At 52.1% G+C, this 388-nt stretch carries 1 protein-coding gene; it reads right to left on the bottom strand.

The window, feature by feature from the left end; all coding sequences use genetic code 11:
* Positions 1-4: 4 nt before the first annotated feature.
* Positions 5-388 (bottom strand): IS30 family transposase (locus tag AB4Z29_RS32430; protein WP_441946968.1); only part of this gene is annotated, 384 nt, incomplete at its 5' end.

Raw genomic sequence — 388 nt, 5'->3', positions numbered from 1 at the left:
ATTGTCAAGCTAAGTGCGACACCTCTTCCATGAAGGCTTCGTGAGCCGACCTCCACCCGAGACATTTACGAGGACGGTTGTTAATCAAACGAATGGCATCAGCGAGTTGCTCATCTGTAACGGAAGCGAAGTCATGCCCTTTGGGAAAGAACTCCCGAAGGAGACCGTTTGCGTTCTCGTTAGAGCCTCTCTGCCAAGAGGAATAAGGATCGGCGAAGTAGACCTTCATGTTTTGCACAGCTTCTAGGCTCGCATAGCAGGCAAACTCCTTGCCACGATCTGTTGTCGCCGTCTCGAAGGTACCATGTGGGTATTGGCTGAGCACGACACCGAAGGCGACCTCCATCGAGTGAGCCGTTCGATCAGGCATCTTTAGTGCCATGTATGT

This window comes from Paenibacillus sp. 2TAB23 (assembly GCF_052115165.1).
GTDB lineage: Bacteria > Bacillota > Bacilli > Paenibacillales > Paenibacillaceae > Pristimantibacillus.
This window is presented reverse-complemented; position numbering and strand designations above follow the sequence as displayed.